The following is a 14,368-nucleotide window of genomic DNA, read 5'->3' as shown; positions in this document are numbered from 1 at the left end:
CGTTCCTATGTGCGGAATCGCTGGATGGGTGGACTTCGAACGCGACCTCGTGAAGGAGGCCGCCACGGCAGAGGCCATGACCAGGACGATGGCCTGCCGCGGTCCGGACGACGAGGGAATGTGGAGCAGCGGGCACGTCATGCTCGGACACCGGCGGCTCGCGGTGATCGACATCGAGGGCGGCCGGCAGCCGATGCGGACCCCGGAGACCGGTCCGGACGGTGATCCGCTGGTGGTCATCAGCTACAGCGGCGAGGTGTACAACTTCAAGGAGATCCGCGAGGAACTGGTCCTCGCGGGCCACCGCTTCCGCTCCAGGAGCGACACCGAGGTGGTGCTGCGCGCCTACCTCCAGTGGGGCAGGGCGTTCGTCGACCGCTTCAACGGGATGTACGCCTTCGCCCTGTGGGACACCAGGACCGAAGAACTGCTCCTGGTCCGGGACCGGATGGGGATCAAGCCGCTCTTCTACTACCCCACCCCCTCCGGCGTGCTCTTCGGGTCGGAGCCCAAGGCGATCCTGGCGAACCCGCTCGGCAGCGCGGTCATGGACCTCGACGGCCTGCGCGACGCGCTCGCGCTGGCCCGGGTGCCCGGACGGACTCCCCTGCGGAACCTGTACGAGGTGCGGCCCGGCCACATCGTCCGCGTCAGCCGGGACGGCATACGCGAGGACGCGTACTGGAGACTCGAGACCCGTCCGCACACCGAGGACGTCGACGGCAGCGTCGCGAAGGTGCGGGAGATCCTCGAGGACGCCGTCGCCCGTCAGATGGTCTCCGACGTGCCGCTGTGCACGCTCCTGTCGGGCGGCCTGGACTCCAGTGCGCTGACCGCGCTCGCCCAGCGTTCGCTGGACACCGGCGGCGGGGGACGGGTCCGCACGTTCTCCGTGGACTTCGTCGGCCTCGCCGAGAACTTCGAGCCCGAGCCGTTCCGCGAGGCGCCCGACGCGCCCTTCGTCACCGAACTCGCCCGGCACGTGGGCACCGACCACCGCGAGATCCTGCTCGACACCGCCCAGCTCGTCGAGCCCGGCGTGCGCGACGCCGTCCTGCGGGCCTGGGACCTCCCGTACGGGATCGGGGACCACGACCCCTCCCTCTACCTGCTCTTCAAGGCCGTCCGCGAGAACTCGACCGTGGCGCTGTCGGGGGAGTCCGCCGACGAGGTCTTCGGCGGCTACCTGTGGTTCCACGATCCGGTCGCCTCACAGGCCGACACCTACCCGTGGCACGCGATCAACAAGGTCCCGGTGAGCGAGCAGGCCACGAGCTTCCTGGACCCGGCCCTGGTCAAGGAGTTGAACCTCGCCGAGTACATCGCCGACCAATACCACAGCGCCGCCAACGAGGTCACCCACATCCCCGGTGACAGTCCGACCGAGCGGCGGATGAGGCTGGCCAGCTACCTCAACATCACCCGCTTCCTCCAGATGATGCTGGACCGCAAGGACCGGATGAGCATGGCGACCGGCCTGGAGGTCAGGGTCCCGCTGTGCGACCACCGGCTCGTCGAGTACGTCTACAACGCGCCCTGGTCGGTGAAGACGTTCGACGGGCGGGAGAAGAGCCTGCTGCGGCACGCGACCAAGGACCTGCTGCCGGAGTCGATCGTCCAGCGGCGCAAGGCGCCCTACCCCTCGACCCAGGACCCGCAGTACGACCAGGCGGTCAACCAGGAGCTGAGCCGGATCGTCGCCGACCCGAACGCGCCGGCGCTGCCCCTGCTGAACACCGAGGCGATCCGTACCCACCTCGCCAGGCCGGTCGACACCGCGTACTCGATGATGCAGCGCTCCGTCTACACGGAGCCCCCCGTCCGGCTGAACGCCTGGATGGAGCTCCACGGCGTCGACGTGCGGAGCCTGCTGGTCTGAGGCCGGCGGCCCCGGGCCCGGCGACCGCCACGCGGCGGAGGCGGGGGTGTCCGCACGGACACCCCCGCCCACCCGTTCCCGGCCCGACCGGCGCAGGGCGCGGCTCCGGTCGCCGAGACGGTCGCCGGCCGGCGCCATGGTGAACCCGCAGAGCGGGAAGGCCCCCTCCGCTTCCCCCGCAGGCAGTGGCGGCGGGTCTCGGCGAAGAAGACGTCGGCCGGCTCGGCACAGCGCCCCGCCGAGCGGCCGGGCAGCGCACGCGCCACGCGCCGCGGTCCCCAGACCACACTCAGCCGGGGTGAGCCCCCAGGGCGAGGGCCTGTGCGTCGATCCGGGGGGCGGTGTCGTGATGCCGCTCGACGACGGAGGGGTGGCTCCACAACCCGGGGGTGGGCGCCGTGTGGGGCGGGTGTCCTGCGGGGAGGGGGCGGGGCGTCGGCCGGCGACGGCCGCTATTCCAGCCACGCCCCGTTCCGCATGATGGCCCTGCCGCGCAGTTCCGGTTCGCCGCGCCAAGCGCGGACGGTCTTCGGCACCACCCGCACATACAGGAAGGAACCTTCCTCCGTGCGCGGGTCCCACCCGAACTTGGCGGTGAACGCGTCGGCCGCGTCTCCGGGCACCTCCTGGTCCGGGAAGCATTCCGCCTCACCCTGGAGAAGCACCACGTCATAGGTGTCCGGCAGCGCCAGGCGCACGCGCGGCTCCGCGCGGACGTTCCGCGCGGTCGCGGAAGCGGCACTGGTGCACATCCACACCGCTCGCCCATCCCACATGAACCACAGCGGCACCTGGTGCGGCCCGTGATCGGGATGCGCTGTCGACACCCATACGTCCCGCTCGGTGACGAGTCGATCCAGAGTGTCGCGCCTGCGCTCCGCCGCCTGGCGGCGAACGATCTCCGTGGTCCGCATGAGTGCCGACCCTAGCCAGCGGACGCACAGCGCGCATGAGGCGAGGGACCTACGCCCGGCGGCGGATGAACGCCTCGGCCTCTGGCGTGTATCACCGTCTCCGGCCGCGGCGCGTTCCACGACCTCGAAGTCCTGGTCGCGGGCCACGCTGGACAAAGGTGCCCGGCGACCGCCCGAACGCCTGCTCGGCGGTTGACGAACGCGACACCGAGAACGCCCGGTCGATTTGCCCACGGGCATCCGGGCCGGTCAGTTCAGCAGGGCAGCCGTGAACGTCTTGCGGTGGTCCGCCAACCACGTCTGCACGCGGTCCCAGCGTTCCCATCCACCCCGCTCGGCCAGCGCCTGGCGATAGACAGGGTCACCGTCGGCCACGCGGCGGGCGACGAAGGCCCGGCAGACCTCCGTTGCCTGCTCGATGACGCCGGCCAACTCGGCGCGGTCCCCCGTCGAGAGGCCGTAGCCGTCGGCAAGGATCCGCAGCCGTGCGGGCGCATCCAGTCCGGAGGGGTGAAGGGAAGCCGCGGAGCCGGGATCGAGCATGGGCACCCAGTAGCGCGCGGTCATGGCGACGTCCCAGAGATGGCGGCCCGGGGCCGCCATGTCGAAATCGATCAGGGCGGCGGCGCGGCCGTCGCGGAAGACGACGTTTTCCGGGCACACGTCGTTGTGGCACAGCATCGTTCCTCCCTCCGGGTCGGCCAGGTCCCGGGGCCATTCGGTATGAGTGTCGACCGCCACCGCCGCGCCGGCACGATGCAGGCGCCGCAGCAGGCTCCCCGCCGATTCGAGGGCGGCCCCCGTCATCGCCCACTCCGGGAACGGCGGCAGGGCCACATCGCCGGGGATGAAGGTCAGCTGCTCACGGCCGTCCGCGGTGAGACCGACAGGGGCCGGTGCCGCGTCGAAGCCGTGCTCCCTCAGCGCGAGGAGACAGGCATGCAGGGCGCGTGCGTTGCGCGGCGCCGGGCGCTCGACCAGCTCGCCCCGGCGGAAGACCGCCCCCGCGTTCACCATCCCGCCGACCAGCGCCTCGCCCTCAGCCGTCATGACGGTCACGCTACCGCCGCCATCGGCCCCGCGCGGGCCGATCCGGGACCACGGCGCGAGCGAGTGCCCCGGGCTCACGCACACGCTCGGGGCCACTCGAGCCGCACAGACGGATGTGTGCGTGAGAGCAGTGCTTTCGGCGGACGTTATGTTTCGAGGGCCTGTGATGGTCGCCGTTCGTGTCATGTTCTTCCGTGCGTGCCGCGTTTCGAGTGGGTGCCGCACACATCGGACCGGGACGGCGTCGGTCAGACGTCTGTCAGATGTGGTGGCCGTGCGCCGTCAGCCAGCGGTGCAGGCCCTCTTTGTCCGCCGGTGTGATGCGGGCCGGGCCGTCGACGCGAGGTCCTTCGTCGTCGTTGAAGCCCGTGTCGGTGACGCGCGCGGTCACCCACGTGGCCAGGTCCCGGGCGGCGTCCTCGGACAGCGCGCCACGCTCCCAGTCCCCCCGGAGCCGCCCGGCCGCCCCGGGATCATGCTGCCGCATCTCCTCCAGCCAGACCGGGAGCAGCCGTTCGGCGATCTCCCGGTCGGCCTGCGAGGGTTCCCGCGCTTCGTGCTCTGCCATGCCGGGCCGGGTTCCCCATGGCTGCGGGGCAACACGGATGAAAAGTACGAACCAGGAGATTCGGGGTGTACGGGGCTCGGCTGCGCCGGGAGCCCGGGCGGACCTCCGGACCCGGGCGACACCCGAGACCCGGGCGGACCTCCGGACCCGGGCGACACCCGAGACCCGGGCGGACCTCCGGACCCGGGCGACACCCGAGACCCGGACGGCACCACCAGTATCAGAAGCACCCCGTTCCACGCCGTGGAGCCCGGACAGCCGCGAGCTACGCCTTCCCGCACCCCCCGCCCAGGCGTTGACAGCGCGACTCGCCCCTTCCATCATGGGAGCGCTCCCACGCGCAGGTCCGGTCACCGCCCCGTCTGTGCGCGACCGCCCCGCCCAGCACCGCACCGCTTCGACGCTCCGGTTCCGTGCCATGGGCGCGGAACGTCCCGCTGCCGCGCCGGCGCTCGTCCGGCCGGCGGCACGGTCCGGCGCTTCTCGCCCCTCCCGGGCCGCCGGACCCCCGAGGGAGGACCCCATGTCATTACCGCACAGCTCCGGCCGGTCGGCCGTCGCCGGCGCGCGACCCCTCGCGCGCTGCGCGACCGTCCTGGCCGTCGCACTGGCCCTGTTGTCCCCGCTGGGCGGCACCGCGTCCGCCGCGCCCCGCACGGCCGGCGCCGTGGACGCCGGCGTCCGGGTCAACGCCCAGGCGGCGCTCGGCCGGCTGACCGGCACCGCCCGCGGTGTCAATGCCGCCATCTGGGACGCGCACATGAACGGCCCCGAGGTCGCCGGTCTGATGAAGGCGGCCGACGTCGGGGCGATGCGCTACCCCGGCGGTTCCTACGCGGACATCTACCACTGGGAGACGCACACGGCGCCCGGAGGGTACGTCGCCCCGGGCACCGGCTTCGACGCCTTCATGGGCACCGTCCGCGCCACCGGGGCGCAGCCGATCCTGATCGCCGACTACGGCTCGGGGACGCCCGAGGAGGCGGCCGGCTGGGTCAGGTACGCCAATGTCACCAAGAAGTACGGCGCGAAGTACTGGGAGATCGGCAACGAGGTCTACGGCAACGGTCATTACGGCAGCGGCTGGGAGCACGACGACCACGCGGACAAGAGCCCTGGGGAGTACGCCCGCCAGGTCCGCGCCTACGCCGCGGCCATGAAGGCCGTCGACCCCACCGTCGAAATCGGCGCGGTGCTCACCACTCCGGGCCAGTGGCCGGACGGTGTGGTCGGCGAGGGTGACGCCGCCGACTGGAACCACACCGTGCTCTCCCAAGTGGCCGACGTCATCGACTTCGTGAGCGTCCACTGGTACGCGGGCGGAGCCGACACCACCGCGCGGGACGCCACGGCCCGGCTCACCGGACTGCCCGGCGAACTCCGTGAGGTCCGCGCCCAGATCGACGCGTACGCGGGCGCGGACTCACCGCGCATCGGCATCGCCCTCACCGAGATCAACACCAACACCGGCGGCGCCCGGCTCACCGCCCGTCCCAACGGCCTGTTCGCCGCCGACGCGTTCATGACGGCGCTGGAGAACGGCGTGTTCACCGTGGACTGGTGGAACACCCACAACGGCGCGGGCGAGATCACCACCGTCGGCGGCGAGACCGACTACGGAGACATGGGCATGCTCTCCAGCGGCGCGTGCACCGGTGACGTCTGCGAGCCGGCGCCGAACACGCCGTTCCACCCCTACTACGGCATGAAGATGACAAGCGCACTCGGCACCGCGGGGGACACCATGGTCGCGGCCGAGTCCTCCGCGCCGGACGTCTCGGCACACGCCGTCCTCCGTCGCGACGGGCGCCTGAGCGTCCTGCTCGTCAACAAAGACCCGGACGCCGCCCGGACCGTACGTCTTGAGTACGCGGGCTTCACCCCCTCCACCGCCGTACCCGAGGTCAGCCGCTACGCACCCGGCGACGACGACGTCATCGAGGTCACCGGCCAGGGGGCGTCCGCCTCCCAGGTCACCGTGGAGCCGTACGCACTGGTCACCGTCACCCTCGAACCGCGGGCCGGTACCGGGCCCGCGGCCTCGGCCGCCGGAACCCCGGGCACCCCGGAGCTGGAGGCCGTGACCGACACCACCGCCCGCCTGTCCTGGGAGGGCGCGGCGGGCGCCGCCCGCTACCTGGTCCAGGAGCGCGACGGCGCGCACACCCGTCTGGTCGGCGAGACCACCGGCACCTCCCTGACCCTGCCGAACCTGCCCCCGGGCAGCACCCACACGGTCAACGTGCTGGCGGCCGACGCCTCCGGACGGCTCTCCGCCCCGTCCCTGCCGCTGACCTTCACCACCGGCACCCCGCCGAACGCCCCCTGCGCGGTGACCTACCACCGTGACACGAGCTGGGGCAACGGCTTCGTGGCCACGGTCACCGTACGCAACCTGGCGCAGGCGCCGCTCACCGGCTGGACCGTGGACTGGGACTGGCCGGCCGAGCGCCAGACGGTGTCCTCGGGGTGGAACGCCACGTTCCGGCAGACCGGCCGGCATGTGCGGGTGACGGCCCCGGACGGCGCGGGACCGCTGGCCCCGGAGGGCGGATCGACGGCGTCCTTCGGATTCGTCGGCGGCAATGACGGGCCCAACCCCGACCCGACGGTGTTCCGCCTCAACGGCGCCGTCTGCTCCGGCGGCTGACGACCGGTCCGTCCGTCAGCCCCACACCGACCGGCCGCTCCCGGGGCCGCCGGTCGCCCCCGCGCCGAATCCGTCGTCCCCGGCGGGGTGTTGTGCCGTCGGGGACGGGTCCTCGTCGGGCTCGCGCATGGTGCCCGGCGGGAGGCCGCCCTGGTCGCGCAGGCGGCGGCAGACGTCCGCCAGGGCCGTGATGCCGCGGCAGACCTCCCCGTCCCGCTCCGGCCACACCACGCCGAACGTGCACGGCGCCAGGTCGGCGACGGTGCGGTAGCGGATGTCGGGCCGGGGGAAGAGCTCCGCCGCCACGGCCGGCAGGAAGGCGATCGCGCCGTCGAAGGAGACGGCGGACAGCAGGGATTCGACCCGGGTCACCTGGTGGTCGGTGTAGCGCACGCGGGTGCCGTCCGGCCGGGGGTCCATGGCCCAGAAGCGCCGCTCGACCGGGGACGCCTCCGGGGCCAGGCTCACCGTCGGGCGGCCGGACAGGTCCGCCAGCCGTAACGTGGGGCGCCGGGCGAGCGGATCGGTGGCGGGCAGGCAGACCACGCGCGGCTCGGTGGTGAGCGGTTCGGTCTCGAAGCCGTCCGGGACCGGCAGGTAGACGAAGGCCGCGTCGACCCTTCCGACCGTCAGGGCCGTCGCCTGCTCGACCAGGTCCAGCACCTGGAAGTCCACCTCGAGCCCGGGGTGGAGGGTGGTCAGTGTGGCGATCACCCGTCGGGTGGCCGCGAGCGCCGCGGCGCAGTCGGTCAGCCCCACGCGCAGGACGAGGGCGTCGGCGTCGTCCGAGGGGTGCCGCGCGGCGTTGCGCAACTCGTCCGCCGCGTCGACCACGTTCCGCACGAGCGGGAGCAGCGCATGGCCGAGAGACGTCAACTGCACCTTGCGGCTGGTGCGGGCGAACAGCTGTACGCCCAGCCGGCGCTCCAGGGTGCGGATCTGCTGGCTCAGGGCGGGCTGGGTGAGGTACAGCCGAGCGGCGGCGCGGCCGAAGTGGAGCTCCTCGGCCAGTGTCAGCAGCGACCGCAGTTGATGAACGGCAGGGTCGTCCGTGACGAGCATCGCCGGTGCCTCCCATCCAGGTGGAACGGGTTCTGATCCATCAAGCATGCTAATCGATGAACGATTGCGGAGCTCCTTCCATTCACGGGAAGCTGTTGACGCTTCGAGTGCTAGCGGGGGATTCCAGCCGTGAGTGACGGCGTTGGCCGAAAGACGATCGTCACGGCCTTTCTTTTCAGCCTGGCCGGATCGTCCGCGCACGCAGAGCGTTTGGCAGTTGCGCAGGAGTGGTCGTCGGTTCGGAGGCAGATGGATCTGTAGCGCCATGCGTCAGTGACCATGGCAGGAAGGTCCCGACGGGCCGTCACCGATCATCGAGCACCATCCGGACATGGGTCCGCGTGAACGCGGACGCCAACTCAGGAGCGGTGAAGTGAGAATTCCACCAGTGTTTCGTCCGCAATCCGTCCTGCTCGAACGGCGCGAGTCCGGATTCGCGTCCATACGTGCATGTGCCATGGAGGAATGTTGAACGACAACATAACGGGGGCGTCGTTCCCTGGGACGGTATCGCAGAGAATAATGGATCTGCTCGACCGTTACCGGCGGATCGACGAGACACTCGCATCGGGTGACACGGAAGGCAGGGCCGACGACGCGCAGGGCGCGGCCGACGGCACACAGGGCGCGGCGGCCCACGGCGCACGGGCCGAGGCGGCCCACGGCGCGGTCGGCGACGGCGCGGCGGCCCGGAATCCGGCCGGCGCGGGCTGGTCCGACGTCCACCGGGGGCGCATCGAGCGCTTCGTCGAGCGGCGGGAACCGATTCAATTCGTCATCCCGGCCTTTCCCGCGAAATCGCCGAACCGCAGCAAGGTTCTCGGTGCGCTGCCCGATCTGGGGGAGAAGCTCGCGCTGGGATTCCTCCAGTCGCTGTGCGACTACATCGGGCACTTCTACGAGCCGGGCGCCCGGATCACCATCTGCTCCGACGGCCATGTCTTCGGTGACGTCGTCGGCGTCACGGACGGCGCCGTGACCGATTACCGGCAGGCCCTGGCGGAGATGATCACGGAGTCGGGCTTCGCGGCCCTCGACCTCTACGGCCTGGACGACGCCTTCGGCACCGCCGACTACCCGAAGCTGCGCTGCCTGCTGGAGGAGCACTACTGCGCGTCCCTGGCGGAGCTGCGCGACAAGGTGCGCACGGACCGCACCACCCAGGCGCTGTTCAACGGCATCCACCGGTTCATGTTCGAGGACGCGGTGGCACGGCGCGGCGACCAGGTCACCCGCAGCCAGCTGCGCAAGGACTCCAAGGACACGGCGTACCAGACCATTCTCCGCAGCAACGCCTGGAGCCGGGTCGTCGCCGAGAAGTTCCCGCGCGCGGTACGCCTGTCGATACACCCCCAGCCGCCGGACTCGGAGAAGCTCGGGCTGCGGCTCCTGCGCACGAAGGACGGCTGGCTGACCCCGTGGCACGGGGTGGTCCTGGACGACGGGGTCAACCGGTACCTGGTCCGGCGCTGGGACGCCGAGAAGGTGCACGGATCCGTCGTCTGGCGGAACGGCCGTCCCAGCCACTTCGTGGCCCCGCACCTCTCCGTGACCGCCTGACGCGGTGTCCGGCCGCCGCGCGAGAACACACCGCGCGGACGCGTACAGAAAGGAACACCCACGACATGACGACGCCGACGCCTGCCATCAGGACGTTGGAGCACATCCCGCTGCGCCCCTTCGGCCGGGTGATCGAGGCTCCGGCCGGGGACACACCGATCACACAGATCCCGGTGGACACCCTGGCGCGCTGGACGGAGGAGTCCCGCGTGCTCGTGCTGCGCGGATTCCGGCTCATGGACACCCGGGAATTCGCCGACTACTGCCGCCAGTGGGGCGAGGTCCTGAAGTGGGAGCCGGGCGAGGTCATCGACCTGATCGTCGAGGACGACCCGCGCAACTACCTCTTCGCCAGCGGTGACGTGCCGTTCCACTGGGACGGCGCCTTCGTCGAGGCCGACCCGCGCTACTTCTTCTTCCAGTGCCTGGACGCCACCCCGGGCGCCGGCGGGGAGACCGTCTTCTCGGACACCACGGCCGTCTACCGGGACGCCGACACCGAGGAACGCAAGCGGTGGGAGGAGATCAGCGTCACCTACACCACCGAGAAGATGGTGCACTACGGCGGCGAGGTCACCGAGCGGCTCGTCGCCCAGCACCCCGGGACCGGCGTGCCCGTGCTGCGGTTCGCCGAGCCGCTGGACCCGGCCGTCTACAAGAACCCGGTGTCCGTACGGGTGCGGGGCGTCGAGGAGGCGGAGGCCGACGCGTTCGTCGCCTCCCTCGCCGAGCGGCTGCACCGGCCCGAGTACTGCTACGCCCACGACTGGCGCAAGGGCGACATCGTGATCGCCGACAACTTCGCGCTGGTGCACGGACGCAACGCCTTCTCCGGACCGACCGCCCGCCATCTGCAACGGGTCGAGGTCATCTAAGAACCTCCTCCCGGCCACGCCCGGAGAGGCAACCGTTTCCAGCACAGGTGGAGCTAGAACATGAGTATCGGCATCGTGGGCACCGGGATCTCGGGTGTGCACCTGGCGCTCAGACTGCGGCAGTTCGGTATCGACGCCACCCTCTACACGGCGCAGGACCCGGACGGCGTCCGCAGCGGGCCGCCGCTGAACTTCGTCACCCGGTTCCACTCCACCCGGGAACGGGAGAAGGCGCTCGGCCTGACCGAGTGGGCGTCCGACGCGTACGACAACGCCTGGATGCACCTGTCCGTCGAGGCGCCCGGCGGTCCGTCGTTCCGCGCCGAACTGCCCCGTCCGGCCAGCTCGGTCGACTTCCGGATCTACCTCGCCGCGCTGCTGGAGGAGTACCAGCGGCGCGGCGGGGACACGGTCCTGCACAAGGTGACCGACCGGGCCGACCTGGTCCGGCTGGCCGAGCGGCACGACCTCGTGGTGGTCGCGGCGGGCCGGGGCGCGCTCCAGGACACCTTCCCGCGCGACCCGGCGCGCTCGCCCTACGAGACGGCACCGCGCCATCTCGCCGGCGGGCTCTTCCACGGCGTCCGGCCGCCGGAACCGCCGGGCATGACGATGCACATGCTCCCCGGGGCCGGCGAGGTCCACGCCCCGACCTACCACTCCTTCGCCGGCCGGGTGACGGTGGTGCTGGTCGAGGCGGTGCCGGGCGGCCCGCTGACCGCGATCACGGACCGCGACCACCGGGACGACCCCGGGCGCTTCACCAAGGAACTGCTGCACCTGATCGCCGCACACGTGCCCGGGCTGCACGCCAGGATCGACGAGCGGGAGTTCGCCCTGACCCGCCCCGTGGACATGCTCCGCGGAGCCGTGCTGCCCACGGTGCGGCGGGGCTGGGTCCGGCTCACCGACGACCGCTGCGCGCTGGCGATCGGCGACGCCTGGATCACCAACGACCCGCTGACCGCCCAGGGGGCCAACCTCGGCTCCCGGCTGGCCTTCGAGCTGGCGGACGCCCTGCGGGAGCACGACGGGGCCTACGACGAGACGTTCTGCCGGACGGTGTCGGAGGCGCTCTGGACGACGGCCCGGCCCGTCGTGGAGTGGACGAACCAGTTCATCGGCCCGCCCCCGCCGCAGATGGGCACCCTGCTGACCGCCGCCGCGGCCGACCAGCGGGTGGCGGACGCCTTCGTCGCCCGTCTCGACGAGCCGTCCGCCATGTGGCGGGCCGTCGGCACCGAGGGCGGCACCGAGGAGTTCATCGCACAGGCACAGTCAGTGAGGAGCACGGTATGAAGGTGCAAGTCGGCCTGGTCTGGGACGCGGTCGGGCGGATCGAGGACGGGCGGCAGCTGCTCCAGCTCGCCCGGCAGGCGGGAGCGGACACCTTCCTGGTCTTCGACCACCTGATCAACGTCTTCCCCCGGCAGGCGTGGGACACCGATTTCAGCTACGCGGCCGAGGGCCTGCCCACCCCCGACCGCTGCCTGGACTTCGCTACGGTCCTCGGCAACCTCGCCCCGCAGGCCGGCCCGGTACGGCTCGCCGTCGGCGTCACCGACCCGCACCGCCGCCACCCCGCCGTACTGGCCCAGACGGCGCTGACCCTGGCCCAGCTCACCGAGCGGGCGCCGGTGCTCGGCATCGGTGCCGGAGCGCTGGAGAACCTCGTGCCGTTCGGGGTGCCGCACGAGGACCAGGTGGGCCGGGTGGAGGAAGCGCTGCGCGTGCTGCGGCTGCTGCTGAGCGGCGAGGGACCGCACGACTTCCAGGGCAAGTACTTCACCCTGGACCGGGCGATCATGGGCCTGCCCGCGCCCGAGGGCCGTACGCCGCAGCTCTGGCTGGGCGCCAACCACCGGCGGATGCTGACCCTGGCCGGCCGTTACGCCGACGGCTGGCTCCCCTCGGAACTGATGAGCCCCGACGAGTACGCCCGGCGGCTGGCCGTGGTGCGGGCCGCCGCCGAGGACGCCGGCCGGGACCCCGGGGCCGTCCTGCCCGCGGGCGGTGTCCCGATCGTGGTTGCCGAGACCGACGCGGCCGCGCACGCACTGCTGCGCGCCACCCCCATCCGCTTCCTCGCCCTGCACGCCGGCGCCCGGGCCTGGCGCCGGCACGGCGCCGCCCACCCCTTCGGGGAGCACTACCGGGGCCTGGTGGAACTGCTGCCGCACCTGCTGACCCGGCAGGAGGTCGAACAGGCCCTGGCGGCGGTCCCCGACGAGGTGGTCGCCGACCAGGTGCTCGTCGGCAGCCGGGAGACCGTGCTGAAGAGGATCGGCGAACTGCTGGACGCCGGCATGCGGCACCCCATGCTGATCCCCGCCTCCGCCCTGGCCTCGCCCGAGGCCGCCGGATTCACGGTGGAGTCCGTCGGCTGGTTCATCGACCGGCTGCACTCCGGCGCGGGTGCCGAGGAGGTGCCGGCATGAGCGTCGGCATCGTCGGCTCCGGCATCTCCGGCCTGCACCTGGCGCTGCGCCTGCAACAACGGGGCGTGCCGGTCACCGTGTACTCGGAGCACGACATCGACGGCCTGCGGACCGGACGACCGCGGAACTTCCCCGCCCGGTTCGGCCGCACCCAGCAGCGCGAGCGCGAACTCGGCGTGTTCGAATGGGACTTCGCCGACGCCCAGGTGCGGCACTGGGCGGTCACCGCGCATGCCGCGGACGCGGGCCGGCCGCTGGAGTTCGTCGCCGGCCTCCGGCCGCCCTCCAGCGTCGTGGACTTCCGGATCTACCTGCCGAGCCTGCTGTCCGCGTACGTCGACCGCGGCGGCCAACTGGTCACCGGCGACCACGCGGTGGAGGACCTGGCGGCACACCACGACCTCCTGGTCGTCGCCAACGGCAACCGTTCGGTGCGGCGGCTGTTCCCCGCCGACCCCGACCGCTCGCCGTACACCACGCCGCAGCGCGTCCTGTGCGCCGGCATCTACCACGGCATCACCGAGGAGGTGCCGCACTCCCTCGACATCCACTTCCTGCCCGGCGCGGGCGAGATCCTGCGGCTGCCGTTCTACTCGCCGGCCGGACGCGCGGACGTCCTCGCCTTCGAGGCGGTGCCGGGCGGCCCGCTGGAAGCCGTCGCCCACGTCGACGCCGACGCCGACCCGGCCGGCTTCCGGCGGCAGGTCCTGGACCTGGTCGCCGCGTACGCCCCCACCCTGCGCGAACGCGTCGACACCGGAGCCTTCACCCTGACCGGGCCTGGTGAACTGGCCCAGGGGGCGATCACCCCGGTGGTCCGCCGGGGCTGGGCGCGGCTCGACGACGGCACGTGCGCGCTGGCGATCGGCGACGCCTGGATCACCAACGACCCGCTCACCGCGCAGGGCGCCAACCTCGGCTCGCACACCGCCTTCGCCCTGGCCGACCTCATCACCGACGCCGAGGGGCCGTTCGACGAGGCGTTCTGCCGGGCCGCCTCGGCACGGCTGTGGGAGCACGCGCGGCACGTCGTGGAGTGGAGCAACGCCTTCCTGGCACCGCCGCCGCCGCACGTGGCCGGGCTGTTCGGCCGGGCGGCGGCGGACAAGCGGATCGCCGACGCGTTCGTCAGCCGCTTCAACGACCCCGTCGCGATGTGGCGCACGCTCTCCAGCCCCGAGGGCGTGGCCGCCTTCGTCGCCGACTGCGAGGCCGCCGCGCCCGCACCGGTCGGCGCGCAGGGGGGCTGAGCGGAACCGGTCACCGGGCGGCCGGCACCCCGGCCGCCCACCGTCCGGCCCCCGTGCGGAACCGGCCCCGTCCCCCGGACGGCAACCCGGTGAAATGCGCACAACACCAGCGGAAACCGAAG

General features: G+C 72.2%; 11 protein-coding genes. 7 read left to right on the top strand and 4 right to left on the bottom strand.

From position 1 onward, the window contains the following. Positions 1–7: 7 nt before the first annotated feature. Positions 8–1,879 (top strand): asparagine synthase (glutamine-hydrolyzing), encoded by a 1,872-nt coding sequence (asnB, locus tag IF37_RS0112260; RefSeq protein ID WP_030740572.1) that lies wholly within the window; start codon positions 8–10, stop codon positions 1,877–1,879. Between the two features lie 452 nt (positions 1,880–2,331). Here the strand turns inward: asnB and IF37_RS0112255 are convergent, their stop codons facing one another. From IF37_RS0112255 to IF37_RS0112245, 3 genes are all read right to left on the bottom strand, one after another. Continuing rightward, positions 2,332–2,793: a pyridoxamine 5'-phosphate oxidase family protein gene (locus tag IF37_RS0112255; RefSeq protein WP_030740569.1), complete on the bottom strand. Its 462-nt coding sequence runs from the start codon at positions 2,791–2,793 to the stop codon at positions 2,332–2,334. Positions 2,794–3,042: 249 nt separating this feature from the next. Beyond that, positions 3,043–3,843, bottom strand: coding sequence for an aminoglycoside phosphotransferase family protein (locus tag IF37_RS0112250; RefSeq protein WP_030740566.1), 801 nt, complete (start codon positions 3,841–3,843; stop codon positions 3,043–3,045). A gap of 259 nt (positions 3,844–4,102) precedes the next feature. Continuing rightward, on the bottom strand, positions 4,103–4,411 hold the full coding sequence (locus IF37_RS0112245; RefSeq protein WP_030740668.1) for a hypothetical protein: 309 nt from the start codon (positions 4,409–4,411) through the stop codon (positions 4,103–4,105). Between the two features lie 523 nt (positions 4,412–4,934). Here IF37_RS0112245 and IF37_RS0112235 point away from each other — a divergent pair. After that, the gene (locus IF37_RS0112235; RefSeq protein ID WP_030740564.1) at positions 4,935–7,061 is read left to right on the top strand and encodes a cellulose binding domain-containing protein; all 2,127 of its coding nucleotides are present in this window, start codon (positions 4,935–4,937) and stop codon (positions 7,059–7,061) included. A 15-nt stretch (positions 7,062–7,076) separates the two neighbouring features. Here IF37_RS0112235 and IF37_RS0112230 read toward each other — a convergent pair whose 3' ends face one another. Next, positions 7,077–8,123, bottom strand: coding sequence for a LysR family transcriptional regulator (locus IF37_RS0112230; protein WP_052845131.1), 1,047 nt, complete (start codon positions 8,121–8,123; stop codon positions 7,077–7,079). A 522-nt stretch (positions 8,124–8,645) separates the two neighbouring features. Here IF37_RS0112230 and IF37_RS0112225 point away from each other — a divergent pair. The 5 genes from IF37_RS0112225 (at position 8,646) to IF37_RS0112205 (ending at position 14,246) form a co-directional block, all read left to right on the top strand. Continuing rightward, a complete protein-coding gene (locus IF37_RS0112225) occupies positions 8,646–9,683 on the top strand; it encodes an isocyanide synthase family protein (RefSeq protein ID WP_052845130.1) in 1,038 nt (345 codons plus the stop codon). A gap of 65 nt (positions 9,684–9,748) precedes the next feature. Next, positions 9,749–10,558 carry a TauD/TfdA family dioxygenase gene (locus IF37_RS0112220; protein WP_030740556.1) on the top strand — a complete coding sequence of 270 codons (810 nt, stop codon included), beginning with the start codon at positions 9,749–9,751 and terminating at the stop codon, positions 10,556–10,558. Positions 10,559–10,618: 60 nt separating this feature from the next. Next, complete coding sequence (locus tag IF37_RS0112215; RefSeq protein ID WP_052845128.1) at positions 10,619–11,857, top strand: styrene monooxygenase/indole monooxygenase family protein; 1,239 nt, start codon at positions 10,619–10,621, stop codon at positions 11,855–11,857. Then, a complete protein-coding gene (locus IF37_RS39300; protein ID WP_052845127.1) occupies positions 11,854–12,996 on the top strand; it encodes an LLM class flavin-dependent oxidoreductase in 1,143 nt (380 codons plus the stop codon). The genes IF37_RS0112215 and IF37_RS39300 overlap by 4 nt, the downstream gene beginning before the upstream one ends. Then, the gene (locus tag IF37_RS0112205) at positions 12,993–14,246 is read left to right on the top strand and encodes a styrene monooxygenase/indole monooxygenase family protein (protein WP_030740546.1); all 1,254 of its coding nucleotides are present in this window, start codon (positions 12,993–12,995) and stop codon (positions 14,244–14,246) included. Before IF37_RS39300 ends, IF37_RS0112205 begins: the two co-directional genes overlap by 4 nt. The last annotated feature ends 122 nt before the right edge of the window (positions 14,247–14,368 follow it).

The organism is Streptomyces sp. NRRL S-31 (assembly GCF_000718775.1).
Classification (GTDB): domain Bacteria; phylum Actinomycetota; class Actinomycetes; order Streptomycetales; family Streptomycetaceae; genus Streptomyces.
Note: the sequence above shows the minus strand (reverse complement) of the source record. Positions and strands in the feature narration are given on the sequence as shown.

What these genes read in the sequence shown, in the direction of transcription:
- IF37_RS0112215 (WP_052845128.1), top strand. Translation starts at nt 10,619, where the DNA reads ATGAGTATCGGCATCGTGGGCACCGGGATCTCGGGTGTGCACCTGGCG.
- IF37_RS0112220 (WP_030740556.1), top strand. Translation starts at nt 9,749, where the DNA reads ATGACGACGCCGACGCCTGCCATCAGGACGTTGGAGCACATCCCGCTG.
- IF37_RS0112250 (WP_030740566.1), bottom strand. Translation starts at nt 3,843, where the DNA reads ATGACGGCTGAGGGCGAGGCGCTGGTCGGCGGGATGGTGAACGCGGGG.
- IF37_RS0112230 (WP_052845131.1), bottom strand. Translation starts at nt 8,123, where the DNA reads ATGCTCGTCACGGACGACCCTGCCGTTCATCAACTGCGGTCGCTGCTG.
- IF37_RS0112245 (WP_030740668.1), bottom strand. Translation starts at nt 4,411, where the DNA reads ATGGCAGAGCACGAAGCGCGGGAACCCTCGCAGGCCGACCGGGAGATC.
- IF37_RS0112255 (WP_030740569.1), bottom strand. Translation starts at nt 2,793, where the DNA reads ATGCGGACCACGGAGATCGTTCGCCGCCAGGCGGCGGAGCGCAGGCGC.
- IF37_RS0112225 (WP_052845130.1), top strand. Translation starts at nt 8,646, where the DNA reads ATGGATCTGCTCGACCGTTACCGGCGGATCGACGAGACACTCGCATCG.
- asnB (WP_030740572.1), top strand. Translation starts at nt 8, where the DNA reads ATGTGCGGAATCGCTGGATGGGTGGACTTCGAACGCGACCTCGTGAAG.
- IF37_RS0112205 (WP_030740546.1), top strand. Translation starts at nt 12,993, where the DNA reads ATGAGCGTCGGCATCGTCGGCTCCGGCATCTCCGGCCTGCACCTGGCG.
- IF37_RS0112235 (WP_030740564.1), top strand. Translation starts at nt 4,935, where the DNA reads ATGTCATTACCGCACAGCTCCGGCCGGTCGGCCGTCGCCGGCGCGCGA.
- IF37_RS39300 (WP_052845127.1), top strand. Translation starts at nt 11,854, where the DNA reads ATGAAGGTGCAAGTCGGCCTGGTCTGGGACGCGGTCGGGCGGATCGAG.